Annotated in this window: 20 protein-coding genes; 4 read left to right on the top strand and 16 right to left on the bottom strand. The window is 60.8% G+C overall.

What is annotated here, in order from left to right; genetic code table 11:
• Positions 1–20 precede the first annotated feature (20 nt).
• The 3 genes from minE to minC all read right to left on the bottom strand — a co-directional run bounded on the left by minE (position 21) and on the right by minC (position 1,994).
• The gene (gene minE, locus N8H74_RS28245; RefSeq protein ID WP_007960071.1) at positions 21–275 is read right to left on the bottom strand and encodes a cell division topological specificity factor MinE; all 255 of its coding nucleotides are present in this window, start codon (positions 273–275) and stop codon (positions 21–23) included.
• Positions 275–1,087 (bottom strand): septum site-determining protein MinD, encoded by an 813-nt coding sequence (gene minD, locus N8H74_RS28240; protein ID WP_217834584.1) that lies wholly within the window; start codon positions 1,085–1,087, stop codon positions 275–277. Before minD ends, minE begins: the two co-directional genes overlap by 1 nt.
• A gap of 169 nt (positions 1,088–1,256) precedes the next feature.
• The gene (gene minC / locus N8H74_RS28235) at positions 1,257–1,994 is read right to left on the bottom strand and encodes a septum site-determining protein MinC (protein WP_262151947.1); all 738 of its coding nucleotides are present in this window, start codon (positions 1,992–1,994) and stop codon (positions 1,257–1,259) included.
• Positions 1,995–2,111: 117 nt separating this feature from the next.
• Between minC and N8H74_RS28230 the strand changes: the two genes are divergently transcribed.
• Both N8H74_RS28230 and N8H74_RS28225 read left to right on the top strand, forming a co-directional pair.
• The gene (locus N8H74_RS28230) at positions 2,112–3,044 is read left to right on the top strand and encodes a lipid A biosynthesis lauroyl acyltransferase (protein ID WP_217834586.1); all 933 of its coding nucleotides are present in this window, start codon (positions 2,112–2,114) and stop codon (positions 3,042–3,044) included.
• 35 nt (positions 3,045–3,079) lie between these two features.
• Complete coding sequence (locus N8H74_RS28225) at positions 3,080–4,252, top strand: patatin-like phospholipase family protein (RefSeq protein WP_262151945.1); 1,173 nt, start codon at positions 3,080–3,082, stop codon at positions 4,250–4,252.
• Between the two features lie 78 nt (positions 4,253–4,330).
• On the opposite strand, the gene N8H74_RS28220 is transcribed toward N8H74_RS28225, so the two are convergent.
• The 8 genes from N8H74_RS28220 to puuE all read right to left on the bottom strand — a co-directional run bounded on the left by N8H74_RS28220 (position 4,331) and on the right by puuE (position 12,404).
• Entirely contained in the window at positions 4,331–5,116 is a 786-nt protein-coding gene (locus N8H74_RS28220; RefSeq protein ID WP_262151943.1) for an outer membrane protein OmpK, read from the bottom strand.
• Between the two features lie 375 nt (positions 5,117–5,491).
• Complete coding sequence (locus tag N8H74_RS28215) at positions 5,492–6,277, bottom strand: outer membrane protein OmpK (protein ID WP_262151941.1); 786 nt, start codon at positions 6,275–6,277, stop codon at positions 5,492–5,494.
• 86 nt (positions 6,278–6,363) lie between these two features.
• Positions 6,364–7,722 (bottom strand): nucleobase:cation symporter-2 family protein, encoded by a 1,359-nt coding sequence (locus tag N8H74_RS28210; RefSeq protein ID WP_217834590.1) that lies wholly within the window; start codon positions 7,720–7,722, stop codon positions 6,364–6,366.
• Between the two features lie 169 nt (positions 7,723–7,891).
• Positions 7,892–9,205, bottom strand: coding sequence for a urate hydroxylase PuuD (locus N8H74_RS28205; protein ID WP_217834591.1), 1,314 nt, complete (start codon positions 9,203–9,205; stop codon positions 7,892–7,894).
• 51 nt (positions 9,206–9,256) lie between these two features.
• A complete protein-coding gene (locus N8H74_RS28200) occupies positions 9,257–9,760 on the bottom strand; it encodes an ureidoglycolate lyase (RefSeq protein ID WP_217834592.1) in 504 nt (167 codons plus the stop codon).
• A gap of 121 nt (positions 9,761–9,881) precedes the next feature.
• Complete coding sequence (alc, locus tag N8H74_RS28195) at positions 9,882–10,877, bottom strand: allantoicase (RefSeq protein ID WP_007960036.1); 996 nt, start codon at positions 10,875–10,877, stop codon at positions 9,882–9,884.
• 88 nt (positions 10,878–10,965) lie between these two features.
• Positions 10,966–11,481, bottom strand: coding sequence for a 2-oxo-4-hydroxy-4-carboxy-5-ureidoimidazoline decarboxylase (gene uraD / locus N8H74_RS28190; protein WP_217834593.1), 516 nt, complete (start codon positions 11,479–11,481; stop codon positions 10,966–10,968).
• On the bottom strand, positions 11,478–12,404 hold the full coding sequence (puuE, locus tag N8H74_RS28185) for an allantoinase PuuE (RefSeq protein WP_217834594.1): 927 nt from the start codon (positions 12,402–12,404) through the stop codon (positions 11,478–11,480). Before puuE ends, uraD begins: the two co-directional genes overlap by 4 nt.
• Before the next feature lie 429 nt (positions 12,405–12,833).
• Between puuE and uraH the strand changes: the two genes are divergently transcribed.
• A complete protein-coding gene (uraH, locus tag N8H74_RS28180; RefSeq protein WP_011333195.1) occupies positions 12,834–13,187 on the top strand; it encodes a hydroxyisourate hydrolase in 354 nt (117 codons plus the stop codon).
• Positions 13,188–13,292: 105 nt separating this feature from the next.
• Here the strand turns inward: uraH and N8H74_RS28175 are convergent, their stop codons facing one another.
• The 4 genes from N8H74_RS28175 to N8H74_RS28160 form a co-directional block, all read right to left on the bottom strand.
• A complete protein-coding gene (locus tag N8H74_RS28175) occupies positions 13,293–14,696 on the bottom strand; it encodes a hypothetical protein (protein ID WP_262151937.1) in 1,404 nt (467 codons plus the stop codon).
• 373 nt (positions 14,697–15,069) lie between these two features.
• A complete protein-coding gene (locus tag N8H74_RS28170) occupies positions 15,070–15,699 on the bottom strand; it encodes a LysE family translocator (RefSeq protein WP_262151935.1) in 630 nt (209 codons plus the stop codon).
• Between the two features lie 88 nt (positions 15,700–15,787).
• On the bottom strand, positions 15,788–17,137 hold the full coding sequence (locus N8H74_RS28165) for an NCS2 family permease (RefSeq protein WP_262151933.1): 1,350 nt from the start codon (positions 17,135–17,137) through the stop codon (positions 15,788–15,790).
• Between the two features lie 814 nt (positions 17,138–17,951).
• Entirely contained in the window at positions 17,952–18,398 is a 447-nt protein-coding gene (locus N8H74_RS28160) for a MarR family transcriptional regulator (RefSeq protein ID WP_217834635.1), read from the bottom strand.
• A gap of 82 nt (positions 18,399–18,480) precedes the next feature.
• On the opposite strand from N8H74_RS28160, the gene N8H74_RS28155 reads away from it, so the two are divergent.
• Complete coding sequence (locus tag N8H74_RS28155) at positions 18,481–19,647, top strand: PLP-dependent aminotransferase family protein (RefSeq protein WP_262151931.1); 1,167 nt, start codon at positions 18,481–18,483, stop codon at positions 19,645–19,647.
• Positions 19,648–19,709: 62 nt separating this feature from the next.
• Here the strand turns inward: N8H74_RS28155 and N8H74_RS28150 are convergent, their stop codons facing one another.
• Positions 19,710–20,081, bottom strand: coding sequence for a glutathione S-transferase N-terminal domain-containing protein (locus tag N8H74_RS28150; RefSeq protein ID WP_217834633.1), 372 nt, complete (start codon positions 20,079–20,081; stop codon positions 19,710–19,712).
• Between the last annotated feature and the right edge of the window lie 25 nt (positions 20,082–20,106).

Raw genomic sequence — 20,106 nt, 5'->3', positions numbered from 1 at the left:
GTCGTTCCTGCCGGATCGACTCAGCGATCAGGCAGGGTGATGTTGAGTTCCAGAATCGAGCAGCTGCCCTGGCTTTCCAGCGCCACATGCACGTCGTCGTTGCCGATGTTGACGTATTTGCGGATCACTTCCACCAGTTCCTTTTGCAGGGACGGCAGGTAGTCAGGGGTGCTGCGTTGGCCGCGTTCGTGCGCCACGATGATCTGTAGACGCTCTTTCGCTACCGAGGCGGTACTTGGCTTTTTGTTGGCACGAAAGAAGTCAAAAAGGTTCATTACCTACCTCCAAACAGACGCTCGAAGAATCCCTTCTTCTCGACGCTCAGGAACCGGTGTTCTTTTTCCTTGCCCAGCAGGCGATCAACGGTATCGCTGTAGGCCTGGCCGGCGTCGCTCTGGTCATCGAGGATGACCGGTACGCCCTGGTTGGAGGCCTTGAGGACGGCCTGGGATTCCGGGATGACGCCCAGCAGTCGAACGGCGAGGATTTCCTTGACGTCTTCGACGCCGAGCATTTCGCCCTTCTCGACACGCTCCGGGTGGTAGCGGGTGATCAGCAGGTGTTCCTGGATCGGCTCTTCGCCTTTTTCGGCGCGGCGGGACTTGCTCGCCAGCAGACCGAGCATGCGGTCGGAGTCACGTACCGAGGACACTTCCGGGTTGGTCACGACGATCGCTTCGTCAGCGAAGTACATGGCCAGGTGGGCGCCTTTCTCGATGCCCGCCGGGGAGTCGCAAACCACGAATTCGAATTGGTCCTTGAGTTCCATCAGGACTTTTTCCACGCCTTCCTGGGTCAGCGCGTCTTTGTCGCGGGTTTGGCTGGCGGCCAGCACGTAGAGGTTTTCCAGGCGCTTGTCTTTGATCAGGGCCTGTTGCAGGTTGGCTTCGCCGTTGACCACGTTGACGAAGTCATACACCACGCGGCGCTCGCAACCCATGATCAGGTCGAGGTTACGCAAGCCCACGTCGAAGTCGACAATGACAGTTTTGTGGCCGCGCAGCGCGAGACCGGTACCGATAGCGGCGCTGGTGGTGGTCTTACCCACACCACCCTTGCCGGATGTAACCACGAGAATCTTGGCCAAGGTGTTTCACCCCTAAGGAAAAAGGACCGTTGAGTCCCTGAAAAACATCTCTTGAAAACTACTGCAGTCGGACAGCTTTGGCTGGAATCTGGCTTTTGGCCTTTTTCCTACGTCGTTTGAGCCGTTTTCGCTACGTTTTAGAGATGCTTGGAAAATGCGGCAGTATCCGTTAAAGCCGAATGATGTTCAACACGTCGCCCGACAGGCTGACCTGTACGCCCGAGCCCCACATCGGATCACGACGCAAGTCCTCGGAAACCTTGTAGTGGCCTGCGATGGAGATCAGTTCAGCGCTCAATTGCTGACAGAAAATCCGTGCCTTGGTGTCGCCTTTGACGCCCGCCAGGGCGCGACCGCGCATCGGGCCGTATACATGGATGTTGCCATCGGCGAGAAGTTCCGCCCCCGGGCTGACCGAGGAAACCACCACCAGATCGCCACCCTGGGCATATATCTGTTGGCCACCACGTACTGGCGTGGTGATGACGCGGGTCGGTTTGACGGTCGGCTCGGGCGGTTTTTCCGGCTTCTTCACCTGCGCCGGTTCCGGGGCTTCCAGCGGCCGCTCACGGGCGCCGGAGGGCGGCAGCACCGGGATGTCGATGGCGATGGCCGCGGCGATGTCTTCGATGCGGCTGGCGCGGATCGCCAGGGTGCGCAGGCCGTGCTGGCGGCAGACACGCATCAGCCCCGGCAGATCGACGGCGCCTTCGCTCGGCGGCAGTTTGTCCAGAGCCAGGACCAACGGCGCATTGCTGAAGAAGTTCGGTGCCTGGGCGACTTTGGCGGCCAGTTGCCGATCGAGGCTGTCGAGGTCGTTGCGCGACAGCTCCAGCACCGTAATGGCAAGCATGCTGCCCTTCAGCTGGAACACGGGATCTTGGTCTAGCGGTTCGGTTTGGCTCATGTCTGGCTACAACGGCTTGTCACTAAAAGTGCCGAGACTTATAACGAGAACGCCCGCCAGCCGCAAGCCGGGTCGAACGTTGTAGAATGCGCGGCCACTGTATTTACGGAAGCTTTAATGGATCGCCCGCGTTTTCGAAGAGCATTTCTTTCTCCACGCTTCTGGCCGCTCTGGTGCGGCCTGGGGCTGTTGTGGCTGATCGTGCAGCTGCCGTATCCGGCATTGCTGGCCATCGGTCGTTTTCTCGGTGCCTTGATGTATCGTCTGGCCGGCGATCGGCGGCGCATCGCCAAGCGCAATCTGGAGCTGTGTTTCCCGGAGAAATCCGCCGCCGAGCGTAAGCGCCTGCTCAAGGAAAACTTCGCGTCCACCGGCATCGCCTTCTTTGAAATGGCGATGAGCTGGTGGTGGTCACGCCAGCGCCTGGCGAAACTCGCCCACGTCGAAGGGCTGGAGCATCTGCAAAAAGCCCAGCGCGAAGGCAAGGGCGTGATTCTGATGGCGGTGCATTTCACCACTTTGGAAGTCGGTGCGGCGCTGCTCGGTCAGCAACACACCATCGACGGCATGTACCGCGAGCACAAGAATCCGTTGTTCGACTTCGTCCAGCGTCAGGGTCGCGAGCGGCATAACCTCGATTCGTTGGCGGTGGAGCGTGACGACGTGCGCGGCATGCTCAAACTGCTGCGCAACGGCCGGGCGATCTGGTACGCGCCGGATCAGGACTACGGCGCCAAGCAGAGCATTTTCGTGCCGCTGTTCGGCATTCAGGCGGCGACCGTCACGGCCACCACCAAGTTTGCGCGGCTGGGCAAGGCGCTGGTGGTGCCGTTCACCCAGGAGCGCCTGGCCGACGGCAGCGGTTACCGTTTGGTGATCCATCCGCCGCTGGAGGATTTCCCCGGCGAAACCGAAGAGGCCGATTGCATCCGCATCAACCAGTGGGTCGAAAGCGTGTTGCGTGAATGCCCCGAGCAATACCTGTGGGCGCACCGGCGCTTCAAGAGCCGTCCGCCCGGCGAGCCGAAGCTGTACGCCAAACGCGGTTGACTGACCCTTTCCCATAAGCACCACGGAGCGTTGCGATGAGCCCAGCTGAACCGGTTACAGGTTTGATTCTTTCCGGCGGCGGGGCTCGGGCGGCGTATCAGGTGGGGGTGCTGGCGGCGATTGCCGAATTGCTGCCATTGGGCGCGGACAATCCGTTTCCGGTGATCGTCGGCACCTCGGCCGGGGCGATCAACGCGGTCAGCCTGGCCAGCGGCGCCACCGACTTTCGCGCCGCCATCGAACGCCTGACGCACTTCTGGCAGGGCTTTCGCAGCCATCGTGTGCTGCGCAGCGACTGGCCGGGGGTGATCCGTCAGGCCAGCCGCTTTGTCAGCCACAGCCTGCTCGGTCTGGGCCGGCACATGCCGGTGGCGCTGCTCAACAGCTCGCCATTGCGTGAGTTGCTCAATGAAAAACTGCACATGCCGGGGATTGCCGAATCCATCGCGCGCAAGCAATTGCATGCGGTGGCGGTGACCGCGTTCGGCTACGAGTCCGGTCAGGCCGTGACGTTCTATCAGGGCGGCGGCAGCATCGATGCCTGGTTGCGTCATCGGCGCATCGGCGTGCCGACGGATCTGTCGGTGGAGCATCTGCTCGCCAGTTCGGCGATCCCGTTGCTGTTCGCGCCGGTGAAGATCGGTGAGGAGTACTTTGGCGATGGCGCGGTGCGGCAGTCGGCGCCGATCAGTCCGGCGCTGCACCTGGGCGCCAGTCGGGTGCTGGTGGTGGGTGTGAGTGGCAACCCGCGCGGGGTCGATCCGCAGCAGCCGCTGGAGCGCGCCTACACCGGGCAGCAACCGACTCTGGCGCAGATCGGCGGGCACATGCTCAACAGCACCTTCATTGACAGCCTGGAAAGCGACATCGAGCTGCTCCAGCGTCTGAATCAGTTCAGCCGCCTGATGCCCGACGGAACGCCGGTACGCGCCATGGGGGTGGCGCCGGTGGACGTGCTGGTGATTTCTCCGAGTCAACCGATCGACGAGATCGCGGCGCGGCATCGTCAGGAACTGCCGGCGGCGTTGCGCCTGTTCTTGCGCGGGCCGGGGGCGACCAAGACCAGCGGGGCAGGGGTGTTGAGCTATCTGCTGTTCGAGGCGGGGTATTGCAGCGAACTGATCGACCTGGGACGGCGCGATGCATTGGCCAAGCGCGAGGAGCTGTGCCGGTTTCTCGGGTTGCCCGAGCCTTTGGATGCCGTCTGAGGTCGGCGGCGCGGCCATTCGCGGGCAGGCCCGCTCCCACGGGGTCATGAGGGCGGGCCTGCTTGCGACGCTGCTACATCAGAAGTGGAACTTCACCAGGAAGCTGGTCACGTTCTGATTGGTGGTGAAGGCACGGGAGTCTTCGATCGCGTACTTGTCTTTCCAGTAGTCGTACTCGACACCGACGTACAACTGCTTCTCGCCGAAATTCAGCGCCTTGCCGAGGTCATATTTGATCTGAGGGTTGAAGTGCAGGTTGGCGTGGTAGGTGCCTTTGTTGTTGGTGTCGTTGTCGACCACCCAGTCCATGAAGCCGTCGATCAGGATGTTCGAGTCGCCGACCGGGATGGTGTAGGACCAGACCGGGGTGATCTGCCAGACGTTGTCACCCGGGCGCGAGCCTTCGGTGTGACGCTGGTAGAAGTTCAACTGGAAGTAGTCGAAGCCCGGGATCGCCAGGTCGAAGCCTGGACCGATCAGGTACGACTCGACGTCGCCTTCACCGAATTCGTACGTCATCGCCAGCAGCACGTCCTTGACCGGGCCGAACTCGATCTTCTGGTCGAGGATCTTGCCCAGCGACAGGCGCGGGCTGAACTCGCCGTAGTAGGTGTTGTTGCCGACACCGGCATCAGGCTTGCCGTTGTAGAAGATCTTGTCGACGAACAGGAAGTTATCCCCGTATTTCCAGGCGTCGGCGTGTTCGAAGGTCACGGTTTGCTGAATGGCCGGGTTGACCTTGAAGTCCTTGCCGTAGAGGTAGGTCAGGCTGTTGTTCTGCCACTGCAGCAGGCCTTCGGCCATGGCCTGGCCGCCACCCAACAAGGTTCCGGCAAGCATCAGGCTGGTGCACATACGTTTCATTCGGTTGCTCCCAAAGTAGGTTCCACGTTTATTTTTTTAAGGTCGGCGCTCTGGTGTGGCGCCTTTTTTCGTAACCGCAAAAAGTCATCCGATCGGTCAGCTCTCGTGCGTTGTCTGCAAGCGCTGAGCCAAGGCTTTCGAAAAGCAAAAAAATGCCCGTCCGGCTGCTGAAAAAACAGTCGAATGAGCGTGTTTTCGGGATGCCTCGGTACTGACCGTGGCCGGGATAAGTTGGCTCGACGGTCAGGAATTAAATCCGGGCTTTTTTTTAGACCGAATTCAGAAGGCCGCGGAGAATACTGACTCAACGGCCAGGCCTCAAGTGCCCCGCAACAGAGCACCGACGACAGGTAAGGGGCGCGGTTGCGGGCCATCTTAGAAGTGCACCTTCACCAGCAGGCTGGCGGTGTTCTGATGGGTGTCGAAATTGTGGCTGCTTTCGACACCGTATTTGTTTTTCCAGTAGCTGTATTCGGTGCCGACATACACCTGCTTTTCGCCCCAGCCCAGCGCTTTGCCCAGGTCGTATTTGATCTGTGGGTTGACGTGCAGGTTGGCGTGGTAGGTGCCGCGCGAGTTCTGGTCGTTGTCGACGACCCAGTCCAGGTAGCCGTCGATCAGCAGGTCGGAATTGCCCACGGGAATGCTGTACGACCAGCCGGGGGTGATCTGCCACACGCCGTCGCCGGGGCGCGGGCCTTCGGTCTGGCGGCGATAGAAGTTCAGGGTGAAGTAGTTGAAGCCCGGCACCTTCAGGTCGAAACCGGGCCCGATCAGATAGGCCTCGCTGTCGCCTTCGCCGTATTCGTAGGTCATCGCCAGCAGCACGTCCTTGATCGGGCCGAACTCCAGGCGCTTGTCGAAAATCTTGCCGAACGACAGACGCGGGCTGAACTCGCCGTAGAACGCATGCGGGCCTTTGTTACGGTCTTCCTGGCCGTTGTAGAAGATCTTGTCGACGAACAGGAAATTGTCGCCGTACTTCCACTTGTCGGCGTGCTCGAACGTCACCGTCTGCTGGATCGACGGGTTGATCGCGAAGTTCTTGCCGTACAGGTAGCTCAGGCTGTTGGTCTGCCAGAGCAATAAATCACCGGCCATGGCTTGGGACGCGGCGAGCAGGCCACCGCTCAACAACACGTTGGTTTGAGTCCGGATCATCTGTTGCTTCCTCTTGTTTTTATTGTTTGAGGCAAAGCTGTCGCGAGGGGGCAGGCTTGGGCGAGCCCCCTTTTTTACTCTTCGGATCAGTGCGGGTGTGCGTGGCAGTCGTTGATCGCGGCGCGTTCGGCGCCACCGAGGATGTTGAACAACAGGTTCAGCGTCAGCGCGCTGAGGGTCGCCATGGCGATGCCGCTGTGGGTGATCGGGCTCATCCACAGCGGCAGGTGGGCGAAGAACTCCGGACGCACCACCGGGATCAGGCCCATGCCGATGCTCACCGCCACCAGCAATTGATTGCGCCGGTCACCGATGTCGGCCTCTTGCAGGATCTTGATCCCGGTGGCCGCGACCATGCCGAACATCGCGATCGCCGCGCCACCGAGTACCGCCGGGGGAATCGATGCCACCAGAAACGCCGCTTTCGGCAACAGGCTCAGGACGATCAGCAGGCCACCGGCAACGATGGTCACCGAGCGGCAGCGCACGCCGGTCATCTGCACCAGGCCGATGTTCTGCGCGAAGGAGGAGTGGGTGAAGGTGTTGAAGAACCCGGCGAAAAACGACGCGCCGGCATCGCACAGCAGGCCGCGACGCAGCCGGCGCGGGCAGACTTCCTCACCGGTGATCTTGCCCAGCGCCAGGAACATCCCGGTGGACTCGACGAAAATGATTACCACCACCAGACACATCGACAGGATCGGCGCCAGTTCGAATTTCGGCATGCCAAAGTGCAGCGGCGTGACGAACTGCACCCATGGCGCGTTGGCCATGCCGCTCAGGTCGACCATGCCGATGGCGCCGCAGAGCACGTAGCCCAGGCACATGCCGATCAGTACGGAAATGTTGACCCAGAAACCGCGCATGAAGCGGTGGATCAGCAGAATGGTCGCCAGTACCAGTGCGGCGATGGCGAGGTAAATCGGCGAACCGAATTGGGTGGCGGCAGCGCCACCACCGGCCCAGTTCACGGCCACGGGGAACAGCGACAAGCCGATCGAGGTGATGACCGTGCCGGTCACCAGCGGCGGGAAGAAGCGCACGACCTTGGACATGAACGGTGCGATGAGCATGCCGAAGAACCCGGCGGCGATGGTCGCGCCGAAGATCCCTTGCAGGCCGATGCCCGGCATCCCGGCCATGGCGACCATGCTGCCGACAGCGGCAAAACTGGCGCCCATCATCACCGGCATGCGGATACCCATCGGACCTATCCCCAAGGATTGCACGATGGTGGCGATGCCGGCGACCAGCAGGTCGGCGTTGATCAGGAAGGCGATTTCTTCACGACTCAGGCCAGCGGCCTGTCCGATGATCAGCGGCACCGCGATGGCACCGCCGTACATCAGCAGAACATGTTGCAAACCGACCAGGATCAGTTGCAAAAGGGGCAAACGCTGAATGGCGGGTGCGTCGGGGATGCGCGCTTTGGACAGCTCGGACATGCAACACCTCGGATCTTTTTTATTCTTGTGATTGAACAGCTGTCGGGTTGCTGACAGCTGTTGCTTTGCATCAGGTAAACCGTGTTGCGGCTAATCGCAGGCAAGCCGACTCCCACAGGTCGTGTATCGACCTCTGTGGGAGCGGAGCTGCCCGCGACGCTTTTATGGCTTAGTTGGTCTGCGCTCCCTGGGCGATCCAGGCACCGATCAGGTCACGCTCCTGCTGGGTCATCTGCGTGATGTTGCCCAGTGGCATGATCTGCGTGGTGATGGCTTGCGCCTGGATTCGCGGGGCGTTCTGGCGGATCTGCTCGGGGGTGTCGAACATCACACCGGCCGGGGCCGCGCTGAACAGCGGGCTGGTCGGTTTCGCCGAGTGGCAGACCGCGCAACGCTCCTGGATCACGCTGTGCACCTTGTCGAAGCCGGGGCCGGCGTTGGACGCCTGAGCCGGTGCGGCCGCCGGTGCTGCGGGGGCTGCCGGTTGTGCGGCTTCAGCCGGTTTCGCACCACCACCCAGGGCCGTTTCCGGCAGCGGCTGGTACTCGATTTTCGCTGGAGCCTTGGCCACTTCAGGGGCGGTCGACATCGGCGCGGGGCCGGTGACGTAAGCCAGGCTGATCATGCCCACCGCTGCCACCGGCAGGGTCCAGGCAAACTTGTGGCTGTCATGACGGGTGTTGAAGTAGTGACGCACCAATACCGCCAGTACCGCGATCCCGGCCAGGATCAGCCAGTTGTACTGGCTGCCGTAAGTGCTCGGGAAGTGGTTGCTGATCATGATGAACAGCACCGGCAGGGTGAAGTAGTTGTTGTGACGCGAACGCAGCAGGCCCTTGGCCGGCAGCGCCGGGTCTGGCGTGCGGTTTTCGGCGATGGCCGCCACCAGTGCGCGCTGGGCGGGCATGATGATGCGGAACACGTTGCCGACCATGATGGTGCCGATGATCGCGCCGACGTGCAGGTACGCGCCACGGCCGCTGAACACTTTGCTGAAGCCGAACGCGGCAGCAATGATCAGCACGAACAGGATGAAGCCGAGCAGGGCGGGTTTCTTGCCCAGTGGCGAATCGCAGAGGAAGTCGTAGATGAACCAGCCGGCGATCAGCGAACCGATGCCGATGGCCACGCCCTCAGGGCCGGTCAGGCCGCTGCCGGGCGCCACGAGGTAGAGCACGGGGTTGGAGTAGAACACCACGCACAGCAGCGCGATCCCCGACATCCAGGTGAAGTAGGCTTCCCACTTGAACCAGTGCAGGTTCTCCGGCATCGCCGGCGGAGCCAGTTTGTATTTCTCCAGGTGATAGATACCGCCGCCGTGGATCGCCCACAGGTCACCGGCCAGGCCGGTTTTCGGGTTGACGCGGTTGAGGTTGTTCTCCAGCCAGACGAAGTAGAACGACGCGCCGATCCAGGCCACGCCAGTAATCATGTGAACCCAGCGCACGCTCAGGTTCAGCCATTCCAACAGATGTGCTTCCACAGTCTTTACCTCTCGCCTGTCACCCTTGTTGTCGGGTGATCAGACCTTCTCTTATTGGTGGGGGGCGAGGATCAAACGCTCATCCTCTTTGAAAAAATGCTCATCGCAGTTATTGCCTGTGCCACTGCGATCAACCACCAGGAAGTCATCCCGCTTTTCGATCGTCAGCACCGGGTGGTGCCAGACGCCGCGATGGTAATTGATGCCCTGCCTGCCGTTGGTGACGAAGGCGCGGACCAAGCCTGATACAGGTGCATCGCCAAGTGGCGCGACCACGATCAGAAAGGGGTTGCCGAGCAGCGGAATGAAAGCCTGGCTGCCCAGCGGATGGCGTTCCAGCATGCTGACGGTCAGCGGCATGTCCTGCGCGTCGGCGCGGAAGATGCTGATGATCGCGTTGTCCTCAGGCGTAGCGGTTTCGACCGTCGCCAGTTTGTGGAAGCGCATGGTCGAACCGTTGTTGATCATGAAGTGATCGCTGCCGTCGGTTTCGATCACGTCACCGAAAGGGGCGAAGGCTTCTTTGGTCAGCGGTTCAATCGTCAGTGTGCGCATGCTGTTCTTCTTTTCGTTGAGTTCGATGTAGTTGATTCTGGCGCCTTCGCGGGCAAGCCCGCTCCCACATTCGACTGCATTCCCATGTGGGGAGCGGGTTTGCCCGCGAAGGGCGCGCCGCTTATTTAGCGACCTTGCCCAGCACGCGCAGGCGGCTCACGCCACCGTCCGGGAACACGTTGAGGCGGATGTGGGTGATCGGGCCGAGTGCCTTGATCTGCTCGACGAAGGTGTGTTCGGCGTGCATTTCCAGCTTCTGGCTCGGCAGCAGTTCGCGCCAGAACAGCGATTGGGTTTCGATCTGGCTGTCGGTGCCGCCCTTCACGAAAGCGCCCTGGATCGAGCAGGTGTCCGGGTAGTTGCCCTTGAAGTGCAGGGTGTCGACGATGATCTTCTCGATCTCGCCCGGATGCCCCAGGGCGACGATCACCCAGTCATTGCCCGGCGTGCGACGACGCGCGGTTTCCCAGCCGTCGCCCATGTTGATGCCACGGCCCGGGTTGAGGATGTTGCTCATGCGGCCGAAGTGTTCATCGGAGCAAGCGAGGGCGCGACCACCGTTGAGAGCAGCGGCCAGGTCAACCTGTTCGTTGTCGCCAACCGCCGACCAGTCGCGGAACGGAATGCCGTACACGCGCAGACGGGCCACGCCGCCATCCGGGTAGATGTTGAAGCGCAGGTGGCTGAAGGCTTTGTCGTTGCTGATTTCGTGGTAGTGGTGGCTGTTGCCTTGCAGCTCGACGGCCGACAGCACTTCAGTCCACTGGGTATTTTCGTCCGGCTCGCCGGAGGCCAGGAAGCACGCTTCCAGAGAGGCCGAAGGCGGGAAGTTGCCGGTGAAGAATGAGGTGTCGATGTCCACGCCCTTGATCGAGCCCGGTACGCCCAGGCGGATCACCGCGCTGTCATAGCCTTCGAAGCGTTTGCGGCGCGATTCCCAGCCGTCCATCCACTTGCCGTTGTCATCGAACACGCCCTCTTTCCAGACGGCCGGGGTCGGTTGGAACAGACGATTGGCGTCTGCGAACCAGTCATCGGTGACCGAGATGATTTTGGTGCCCAGGCGGGCGTCGGCCAGGTTGACGAACTTCTCGAAAGGTACGGCGTAAGCTTTCATTCTTCTTGTCTGCCTTTAAATAGTTGGCTGGGGATGCTTGCAAGACCCTGGGTATTCTCCGCGTTTGACGTACTCGGGTCAGGCTTGCTTAAAGAGTCAGTAAACGGAACAGGGCAATCTTGTTGATCTGCGCCAGCGCGCATTTGAATTCGGTTTCCACCGAGTTGTGAATGCGCGTTTCGAACGCCGCGAGGATCTGATGCCGGTTGCTGCCTTTTACCGCCATGATGAAGGGAAACTTGAACTTGGCTTTATAGGCGTCGTTCAGCTCGGTGAAGCGCTGGAACTCTTCGGCCGTGCATTGGTGAATACCGGCGCCAGCCTGTTCATTGGTGCTGGCTTCGGTCAACTGGCCCTGAACGGCGGCTTTGCCGGCCAGGTCCGGGTGAGCGTTGATCAGCGCCAGTTGACTGGCGTGATCGGCGCTCAACAGGATGTCGCTCATGCGCTGGTGCAGGGTTTCGATCTCGTCGATCGACGCGTCCTGGCCCAGGTCGAAGGCCTTTTCGGCCACCCATGGCGAATGTTCGTAGATGTCGGCAAAGGCTTTGACGAAGGCGTCGCGGCTCAGGGTTGACGGTGTCAGGGTTTGAAAGGTGCTCATTTGGCAGCCCCTTGGTACGGGTGGGTTTCGTGCCAGTGGCGCGCGATGTCGACGCGACGGCTGAACCACACCTGTTCATGACTTTTAGCGTATTCGATAAAGCGCTTGAGCGAAGCCAGGCGTGCCGGACGGCCAACCAGGCGGCAGTGCAGGCCGATCGAGAGCATTTTCGGCGCTTCGGCACCTTCGGCGTAGAGCACGTCGAACGCGTCTTTCAGGTATTCAAAGAAGTCGTCGCCCTTGTTGAAACCCTGCACCTGGGTGAAACGCATGTCGTTGGTGTCGAGGGTGTAGGGAATCACCAGATGCGGCTTGCCGGTCGGGTTGTTCGGTTCCCAGTAGGGCAGGTCGTCGTCGTAGGTGTCGCAGTCGTAGAGGAAACCGCCTTCTTCCATCACCAGTCGGCGGGTGTTCGGACCGGTGCGGCCGGTGTACCAGCCCAGCGGACGTTCGCCGGTGATTTCGGTGAGGATGCGGATCGCTTCGAGCATGTGCTCGCGTTCCTGGGCTTCGTCCATGTATTGATAGTCGATCCAGCGATAGCCGTGGCTGCAGATTTCGTGGCCGGCGTCGACCATCGCGCGGATCACGTCCGGGTGGCGCTGGGCGGCCATGGCGACGGCGAAGATGGTCAGCGGGATGTCGAATTCCTTGAACAGTTTCAGAATCCGCCAGACGCCGGCGCGGCTGCCATACTCGTAGAGCGATTCCATGCTCATGTTGCGCGCGCCTTGCAGCGGCTGGGCGGCGACCATTTCCGAAAGGAAGGCTTCCGACTCTTTGTCGCCGTGCAGGATGTTGCGTTCGCCACCTTCTTCGTAATTGAGCACGAAGGACAGGGCGATCCGGGCATTGCCCGGCCAGTGTGGGTGAGGAGGGTTACTGCCGTAACCGATCAGGTCGCGTGGGTAGTCAGCGCTCACTGCAGTCTTCCTTCTTATTCGTTGACAGTTTGTGTGGCGCCCTGAGGTGAGGTGGCAGGCTGGCGTCACAGCGATGGGCTGATTGTATACAACTTTATTCGCACTTTGTAAGCCTGAATTTTCGCATTTTTCACCGGCTGTCATCTTTTCCTGTTAATCGCGTAAGCCTGCAAGAAATCTGCCTGAGCGGTCAGCTAATGGATTAAGGGTTCAATGAATGCATGGTTCGGCGGCAGATCAGCGGGAAATCGACGGATGACGGGGATGGCGGGAAAAATGTCGTTTTTATTGTGTACAATTTTTTTGAAAAGTGTCTTAATCAGTCGCTCGCCGCAGCTTTTCGTGCTCCGAAACGGTGCGGTCTCCTTTTTAACTGACTTCGGGAGGCGCGAGGTCTGACTGCTCCACGCAGGCAGGCGCGCAGAATCAATGGGACGTTTGACAACACACGTTTTGGACGCTGCACACGGTTGCCCGGGCAGCTCGATCAAGGTCGAGCTGTACCGCGTCGAGGGTTCGCACCTGGAATTGGTCGCCAGTGCGCTCACCAACAGCGATGGCCGCGTCGATGCGCCGCTGCTGCAAGGCGATGACTACCGGACCGGGGTCTATCAGGTCCAGTTCCACGCCGGCGATTACTACCGCGCCCGTGGCGTGCAGTTGCCGGAGCCGGCATTTCTGGACGTGGTCGTGCTGCGTTTCGGCATTTCCGCCGAGCAGGATCACTACCACGTACCCCTGCTGATCTCGCCTTACAGCTATTCCACCTACCGGGGCAGCTGACCCCCAAGCAGCAGCCCCCACCGGGAAGCGACTGCGCATATAGCTTCTTTGGTCTTTCGCCCGCCCACACTGCGGGCTTTTTTTCGTCCGCAGATCGGTGAAACGTCAGAACCTGGGGACGTTGTCGCGGATGATCACGAACGTATCGGGTTCGGTGGCGAGGGTTTGCGGGCCACCCCGAAGCCAGATGACCTTGCCGGCAGCATGGGCACTTTCAACCGCCTCGGCGGCCTGAAGCCCCACCTGGTCGCTGAGGCTGTAGTGCGAGCTTCTCGGGTCGTGTCTCGGCTCGAAGCGGATCTTGTTGCCTTTGATTCGCCGCAGGCTGAGGAAAAACAGGACGTCATGTTCCGGCCGCCTGAACACCACGGCGGCGAAGCGTTTGCCGGGGACCGGGTGAAAAACCCGATAGCCATGGCGCGTCAGCAGGGCCGACGTGAAGCGCTTCATTTCCAGGGCGGTATGGCTGGCCATGAACTCGCGCCATTCCCGTGGAAACAGCGCCGGGTCGAAATCCAGACGGCGCAGGGCGCCCTCGCTGCCCGGCACGGGCAAATCGATCAGGCGGTGACCTTCGCTGCTGGCCGGTTCCAGGGAACGCAGCATCAGCAGCGGATCGACCAGTTCCGGACGCGGGTTGCGGGTGCCGTTTCTCCAGTCGTTGAAGGCCTGGCGCAGCAGCGTCAAACCGGTGCCGGTGGCTTGATCTTCACCGTTGGCGAGGATGAATTGCTGGCGGGCAACATGCTGCCGTGTGTCGTATGACAGATCGGGAAAGTAACGGGCGAGCGTATCGGCCAGCCCTGCTTCGAACGGCAGCGACGGATCGATCTGCCAGTGATTGGCGGGAGGCACCCGAATCGCGCCGCGCGGTTGTTGCAGCATGTCGGTGCGCAGAACCCGCTCGAACAACGCGAAATCGTAGATCAGGTGCGTGGGGTTCTTGATGTAGACAATCGGATGATCCGGCGCGGGGCCTCGGGGGAGGGTCTTGTAGCGAACGCCTTCGATGTTCAGGTCGCCGGTTGACGCATGCTGCGGCAGGAGGTGCCAGCTGTTCCAGGGATCGCGTAACGAGTTTAGGGGATTGCGCTCGTGTTTTCCGTCATCCGTGATATGCCGGCGCTTTGGCGGTGGCGGCCGGGGATCGTCGTCGACCATAGGGTGGCGACTGACCAGCAGCTGCGAATCCTGCGGACTGTGTTGGCCGGGAGCAACCTGCCGCCACTGCAGGGTGCCCTCCACCCGTCGAAGCGGTGGACCGGAAGGCGTGAGTTCATTGGGTGACCTGGCGCGATAATGTTGCTGCGCATCTTTGCCGATCAGGACAGTGCCGCCGTCGACCAGATCGACATAGGTATGCGCGCCCGATGAACGCAGACCGGTCAGCAGGTCGGGTTGGGGCAGCCTGTCCGCCAGTCTGGGCGCGAGAAAGTAATGGCCGATCGGTTGTTCGGCGGCGGAATGGCTGAGGTGCGTATCAGCGGGAAGGTCGATGATTTCGATCATCGGTGGCGGCGATTCGAGGGGCGGTGTGCCTTGACCCGAAGAGGTGTCGGAAGCCTCGTCTCCGCTCACGCGGGCAATGTAGACACGCTGAGTGGCAGGTGTTTCAGGCGTGGTATCGCGAACCGTCGGGACGCCTTCTGCTGACGGCCTTGTAACGTTCGGGCGGGTGGGTTTTTTCGGACTCATGGATCGTCTGGCTCACTGAATACGGGCTACAGAAAGCTCGATCTTCGTTAAGCCGGCATGCTGGCGTGCGGTACATATATATATACCGGGGCGTGCGGTTTGATGCGGGGTGTGTCCGGAAATGCAATCGCCGCCACTTTCCTTGATTGGAAAGGGCGGCGATGTCAGCTCGAAATAAAATCGAATATCAATGGCTGCTCAGCAATGAGGCGGCCCCCGCGCCGCCGAACAACCCGGCGCTGATCCGGTTGAACCAGCTCTGACCCTTGCCGCTGCGCAGATAGCGCGCCGCGCCGTGGGCGCCGAGGCCGTAAGTGACTTTGCACAGTAGATCGAGCAGCGTCCAGGTCGCGATCATCACCAGTAGCTGCGGCAGGAACGGCTGTTCAGCGCTGAGAAACTGCGGCAGGAACGCGGCGAAAAACAGAATGTCCTTCGGGTTGCTGGCACCCAGCACAAACGCACGGCCGAACAATGCACGGAAGCGCGGCGTCGGCGCGGCCTGCGGCACTTCGGCTCCGACCGAAGGCTGGCGCGATTGCTGCCAGCTCTGCCAGGCGAGATAGAACAGATAGAGGGCGCCGACGATTTTCAGGGCGCTGAACAGTTTTTCCGACGCCAGCAGCAAAGCGCCAAGCCCCAGCGCCGAAGCGCTGAGCAGGCAGATCGAGGCGATCACGCCACCCAGAAACGCCGGGTACGAGCGGCGCAGGCCGTAGTTCAGGCTGTTGCTGATCATCAGCAACGACAGCGGTCCCGGAATAAGGATCACCACCAGTGCCGCGCCGCTGAACAGCAGCCAGGTTTCCAGACTCATCACTTTGCTCCTTTTGTTGTTATTCACGAATGTGCAAAAGCCCCACCCGTGAGGGTGAGGCTGGTTTGAAGCGCGTACCGCGTGCCGCTTACAAGAAGATGAACTTGGCGATGAAGATCGCGCAGAGCACCCACAGGCTGACGGAAATTTCCTTGTACTTGCCGGTGCCGGCCTTCAGCGCCACGTAGGTGATGAAGCCCAGCGCGATGCCGTCGGCGACCGAGAAGGTCAGCGGCATCATGATCGCGGTGACGATTGCCGGAATGCTGTCGGTGGCTTCGTCCCATTCGATGTGCGCCATGCCGCCCATCATCAGCATCGCTACGTAAATCAGTGCACCCGCGGTGGCATAGGCGGGAATCATGCCGGCCAGCGGGGCAAAAAACATCGCGGCTATAAATAGCACACCCACGGTCACTGCGGTAAGACCAGTCCGACCACCAGCGGCTACGCCAGAGGCACTTTCCACGTAACTGGTCACCGGCGGCACACCGACCACCGCGCCGAATACGCTGGAGGCGCTGTCGGCTTTCATTGCGCGGGAGAGGTTTTCGATCCGCCCGTCAGCCCCCACCAGATTGGCGCGCTGGGCGACGCCCATCAGGGTGCCGGCGGTGTCGAACATGTGGACGAAGAGGAACGCGAGCACCACGCTGATCATGCTGACGTTGAACACGCCAGCGACGTTCATGGCCATCCAGGTCGGTGCCAGGCTCGGTGGGGCCGACATGATTCCTTCGTAATGCACCAGGCCCAGACCCCAGCCCGCGAGGGTCACGGTGATGATGCTGATAAGAATGGCGCCGAAGACTTTGTGGTAGCTGAGGATCGCGATCATCAGGAAGCAAACGGCGGCGAGCAGCGGGCCGGGTTCGCGCAGGGAGCCGAGTTTGATCAGGGTGGCCGGGCTGTCGACGACGATGCCGGCGGTTTTCAGGCCGATCAGCCCGAGAAACAGACCGACACCCGCGCCCATGGCGAAGCGCAGGCTGACCGGGATGCTGTTGAGCAGCCATTCGCGGATCCGCGAGAAGGTCAGGATCATGAACAACACACCGGACACGAACACTGCACCGAGGGCGGTTTCCCAGTTGTAGCCCATGGTGCCGACCACGGTGTAGGTGAAAAACGCGTTGAGGCCCATGCCCGGCGCCAGGCCCACCGGCCAGTTGGCGTACAGGCCCATCAGCAGGCAGCCCAGCGCGGCGGCGATGCAGGTGGCGACGAACGCGGCGCCGTGGTCGATCCCGGCATCGGCCATGATGTTCGGGTTGACGAAGATGATGTAAGCCATGGTGATGAAGGTTGTCAGACCGGCAATCAGCTCGGTCTTCACCGTGGTGCCATGCAAGCTGAGTTTGAAGATGCGCTCAAGCAGACCATTGCGTAACGGCGGCGAGAGTTCCAGCGTCGATGCTTCGGATTTGCGGCTTTCCACAGCGAGTACTCCTCAAGAGTTTTATTGTTATTTCCAGGGCCGGACCCATTGAGGGGTGGCAGCGGCCCTTTGAGGCTTACGCGAATTTGTTGACCGATAGGTCAGGAACTCGCACGCAGTGGATTATGCTTTTGTGTACAAAGAAAGCAAATATTGTTTTTGATTTTGTCGACGAATGTTTTGGTGATAGGGGTATATGGGGGTGTGAGGGGGGGGCAGGGTTTCTTTGGTTTTGGGTGAATATCCGTTGTTTCGGGTGCGGCGGCTGGCGGTTTCGCCCTTACGGCGAGTCACCTTTTTCAGACGCCGGAATGCCGGCCCAGCAAAAAGGTAACCCAAAAGGCTTTGCCCCGGCGTACGGCCCCTCGCTTAGGCTCGGCGTCCCTTCGTTCCGGGATTCATCCGGGGGCATCGCCTACGGTTTGCTGCGCTGCACCTCCTCTCGATGTGTTTGGCTGCGCCAAACGGTCGCTACGCTCCCCCCCCGGATAAATCCCTCCACTCAGCCTGCCGAAGGGGCCGGCACGGCAAGATCAAAAGCGGTACTCAAGCTAGCGCTCATTGTGTTGAGTGGTGAAAGGCGGAGGTGGACGGCTTTTGCTTTTGTGGGAGTGGGCTTGCCCGCGAAGGCGGCCTGACAGCCGGCCTGAATCTGTCTGGCAACAACCACCTCGGTCAGTCCTTTCTCCCTCTGGGCGGTCCGGCGTTTCGGGAGGGGCAGGGTGAGGGCAAAAATCTAAAGTCTGCTAAAAAACCGCCTGAACCGACGAAGCCAACCAATCCCCATCAGGCTCACCACCACGCGCCACAACTATCAGTCAACACCTCCCTGATTGCCACCCAGCGCCAGATTCACCGCCAGCCAGCCATTCACCGCAGTCTCACCGGCCTCGGAAAACACCCGCTCCAGCAGTTTTACCTGCTCACGCCGCAAGGCCTGTTCGAGTTTCGCTCCCTCCGCCGTCAGCTCCAGCAAGCGTTTACGCTTGTCGGTTTGCGAGGCCACGCTGTCCACCAGATGCATCTCCTGCAACTGGCGCAATGGAATGTTCAGCGCCTGTTTGCTCACTCCCAGCAGCGTCAGCAATTCCTTGACGCTCAGGTTCGGGTAGCGGGCGATGAAGAACACGATGCGTTGGTGCACCCGGGACAGGCCTCGGCGCTCAAGCATTTCGTCAGCCTTGGCGGTGAACGCCTGATAACCGAAGAAAAACGCTTCCATGGCCTGTTGCTGGCTGTTGGGGTTTTTAAGGTCAAGCATATTGACGTATCCGTAACGGTTGTCGTAATTTCAGTCAATAAGTTTGACTCATTTCCCACATGCCTCGCTACCGGTGATCCCTATGGCTTTTTCCGAACGTGTCTCGCGCCTTAAAAGTTCTCTGATCCGTGAAATCCTCGCCGCTGCCCAGCGTCCGGAAGTGATGTCGTTCGCTGGCGGTCTGCCGGCCGAGGCCATGTTGCCGAAAGTCGAATGGGCCGAGATGCCGTTGTCCCTCGGCCAATACGGCATGAGCGAAGGCGAGCCGGCGTTGCGCGAAGCGCTGGCGGCGGAGGCGAGGGCGTTGGGGTTGGCCTGCGAGGCCAGTCAGGTGCTGGTGGTCAGCGGTTCGCAACAGACCCTTGATCTGGCGGCCAAGCTGTACATCGACAGGGGCACCGAAATCCTTCTCGAAGCACCGACCTATCTGGCGGCATTGCAGATTTTCCAGCTGTTCGGCGCCGACTGCCTGACCGTACCGCTGGAGGCCGATGGCCCGGATCTGACGCAACTGCGCCAGCGCCTGAAACTACATCGCCCGGCGTTCATCTACCTGATCCCGACTTTCCAGAACCCGTCGGCGGTGCGCTACAGCGAAGCCAAGCGCGAGGCTGTGGCGGCATTGCTGGACGAGTTCGGCGTGACCCTGATCGAAGACGAACCGTACCGCGAGCTGACCTTTGATGGTGGCAGCGCCAAACCGATTGCCGGGCGCCTGAAGAAATCCAGCTGGATCTACACCGGCACCGTGTCGAAAACCCTGCTGCCCGGTTTGCGTGTCGGCTACCTGATCGCCAGCCCGGACCTGTTTCCGCATCTGCTCAAGCTCAAGCAATCGGCGGATCTGCACACCAATCGCATCGGCCAGTGGCAGGCATTGCAGTGGATCGGCAGTGAGAAATATCAGCAGCATTTGTGTGAATTGCGCGACTTCTACCGTCAGCGTCGCGATGGCTTTCAAGCGGCGCTGGAAACGCACTTTGCCGATCTGGCCGACTGGAACGTGCCACAGGGAGGGCTGTTTTTCTGGCTGACGTTGAAGCAGCCGCTGGACACCCGGACCTTGCTCAACACCGCATTGGCCAACGATGTGGCGTTCATGCCGGGTGAGCCGTTCTTCCCGGATCCGGACAACAATCCCGGGCATTTGCGGTTGAACTTCAGCCACATCGACCCGGCGCGGCTGGACGAAGGGCTCAAGCGATTGGCGGCGGTGGTGCGTCAGGCGCAGGCGGCCAAGGCAGCCTGAGGGAGGGTAGAAACAAATAAACCGGCGCGGACGCCGGTTTATTTTTGTCTGGAGCCATTCGATCAGACGGCCGCGAAGCGCTTGTCCAGATAATCGATGATCACCTTGGATTCGTACATCCAGGTGGTCTGGCCGTTCTCTTCGATGCGCAGGCACGGCACCTTGATCTTGCCGCCCTGTTCCAGCAGGGTCTGACGATCCTGTTCGTTGTTCTTCGCATCGCGCAGCGCCACCGGCACATTCAGGCGACGCAGGGTGCGGCGGGTTTTCACGCAGAACGGGCAGGCGTGGAACTGATACAGGGTCAGGTCCCTGGCGGCGTTATCCACCTGGGCCTGGGCAGCGGCGGGGCGCTGTTTCTTGCCCGGACGGGTGAGGAAGTCGATGAAGATGATCAGTTGGCCGAGGCCGACACGAAGCGCTTTGACGAACACGTTACAAGCCTCACAGGGACATTGA

Source organism: Pseudomonas sp. B2M1-30, from assembly GCF_025447575.1.
Classification (GTDB): domain Bacteria; phylum Pseudomonadota; class Gammaproteobacteria; order Pseudomonadales; family Pseudomonadaceae; genus Aquipseudomonas; species Aquipseudomonas botevensis.
Note: the sequence above shows the minus strand (reverse complement) of the source record. Positions and strands in the feature narration are given on the sequence as shown.